Genomic DNA, 2,138 nt, shown 5'->3' on the forward strand with positions numbered 1-2,138 from the left:
GTTCTCGACGTTGTCCGCCAAAGTGTAGCTGCCGTTTGCCGTGGCGATGTTGACCCGCACCAAGTCCGCACCTTCGTCTGCGTTCTCAGTAACTACATCACTTGCGTTATCAACAATATAGATATCATCACCAAGACCACCAACCATAGAGTCAACACCCAGCCCTCCATTAAGGAGATCGTTACCTGCAGCGCCGAGTAGAGTGTCGTTACCCTGTAAACCATTTAGAACGTTATTGCCACCATAGGCATATAACATTTCAGCAGAAGACGAACCATTTATCGTATCGTTACCGCTCAATGCGACACTCAAAAAATCAGAAAATGAGGAGTAGCTTACAAAGGATTGGTAGTTGAAATGAATGCCGGCAATTCCAATTGAATGAATTCCATCGGAAATACGAACTGACGAAATTGTTCCACTGATATTGTTAAGGCCACTTTCATTGAAGCTTCCTCCCAGTGACAATGTATAGCCATTCTCCTGTACAACTATATTGCTATAGCTACCTGTGTTCGATGTACCGAATACCGTACCATACATCGTCAACGTGGCATTTCCATCAATGACCGCAACCTTAGTAATTGCGCCGCTTACTCCACCAGAGCCATCAATAGTCACTTGACCAGAGAACGAAAGGTTGACGTTTGTGTTATGACTTGAAACATAAACACCTGTAAGGGTGGCAGGAAAACTTGTAAGATTTTGACCAAAAATACTAATTGAGTCTCCATTGGTCAATATAGCCACAACCCATGTGGGCGTTACCGAAGAGTAATATCGGATATCAACCTTGGAAAAATCTGTCATGTAAGAAAAAGCGTTATAAGCGTCATTGTAAATAGTTGACGCTGCTGTCATGCCGGCGGCAATCGGGTCGACATCCGAATTAGAAGAAAAACTTGTACTAACAGTTGCCATTTCCTCTCCTTAGTTGCTTTATTCTTAGTTCCACATAATTCTGCATTAATGTATGAAATGCAATAAGGGTTAAGTTATTTTGTTGGTGTTGCGAATAAACTTTCAACAAATCCCCCTGCTTAAACCCAAAAATATGGCACGCCGCCGCCACGGCAATGTACTGCACACCATCTATTTCATTAAGTCATCGGCGGCGCATTTACACCAGCTTCCGTTTTATCCTGCCATAGCACCTGATCAGTGGTGACATTGACCGGCCCAGGTTCTTCGGGCCATTCATTCCTGGAGAACGGCCTCGTTTTCGACGGTCTTGCCGCCCAATAATCTGAAGCCGTTTGCGTCAGATTCCCTAAACTCGAATGTAGCCGCACATCATTGTAGTGATGCCACCAACTTTCGATGACCACCTTGGCTTCCGCACCTGAGCGGAAACATTCCATCGACAGGCATTCGTCGCAGAACTTGCCGTTGAAGCTTTCTGCTACCCCGTTCTGCCAAGGCTTGCCCGGCTCGATCAGTGCTATCCCTAGTTCGTGGCCCCAGCGCAGCAGCGCATAGGAACCGAACTCCGGGCCGTTGTTGTCCTGTTCCAGTTGACGCAGTCGCTTTACGTCACTGGAACCCATGCCGCCAAAGCGCTGACGCCAGGTGTACAACCTCTACTCATTGACGCCGTGAGCCTTGGCCACGGCTGCCACTGATGTCCGGTCGGCCTCATGCAGCATGCCAACCATCTGTTCTTCCGTAAATCTGCTCTTCTTCATGACTTCCTTCTTCCCAAGGAAGCCATTTTCTGAAGTTTTAACTGGTCCGAAAAACTTTGGCAGGTCAGGCATTTTTCGCCGGGCGGCGCAAAAGAAGGGCAGCTGGGATAGCCTAGAACGTGAGGCTGTACAACGGGCAGTAGCGCTGCTCCATCGCACCGCCCGTTGCGATTAAATTACGTAGATACTGCTCGCCGAGAGGTTTGCGGCGCCTACCAATGTCGCAAATTGCACCGCATCAGCCGCGCCATTACCATCCTCGTCGTAGTAGAGCGCTCCCGTCAGAGTATTGAACAAGATATGCTGGTCAGCCGTGGTTGCAACAGGCATGCCGGCGCTGGCCAAAAATTGATTGGCACCGAGGGTGTGGTCCAGGTTGATGCTGGAAATAGCGCTGAATTTTGAAGAATCAAGCTGCAAGTGATCTACGCCAACGGCGAAATCAGTGATGTT

General features: G+C 48.4%; 2 protein-coding genes and 2 pseudogenes. All 4 read right to left on the minus strand.

The window, feature by feature from the left end; genetic code table 11:
• On the minus strand, positions 1-921 hold a 921-nt coding region (locus NMK_RS18385), incomplete at its 3' end, for a calcium-binding protein (protein WP_370849121.1).
• 338 nt (positions 922-1,259) lie between these two features.
• Positions 1,260-1,508 (minus strand): annotated as a pseudogene (locus NMK_RS19120) (integrase core domain-containing protein); the annotation flags it as partial.
• 72 nt (positions 1,509-1,580) lie between these two features.
• Complete coding sequence (locus tag NMK_RS19125; RefSeq protein WP_370849123.1) at positions 1,581-1,685, minus strand: transposase; 105 nt, start codon at positions 1,683-1,685, stop codon at positions 1,581-1,583.
• A gap of 171 nt (positions 1,686-1,856) precedes the next feature.
• A pseudogene (locus NMK_RS18620) lies at positions 1,857-2,138 on the minus strand (hypothetical protein); the annotation flags it as partial.

The organism is Novimethylophilus kurashikiensis (assembly GCF_003112435.1).
Classification (GTDB): domain Bacteria; phylum Pseudomonadota; class Gammaproteobacteria; order Burkholderiales; family Methylophilaceae; genus Novimethylophilus; species Novimethylophilus kurashikiensis.

Excerpts from the sequence above, each read along its gene's own strand:
- NMK_RS19125 (WP_370849123.1), bottom strand. The coding sequence starts at position 1,685 with ATGAAGAAGAGCAGATTTACGGAAGAACAGATGGTTGGCATGCTGCAT.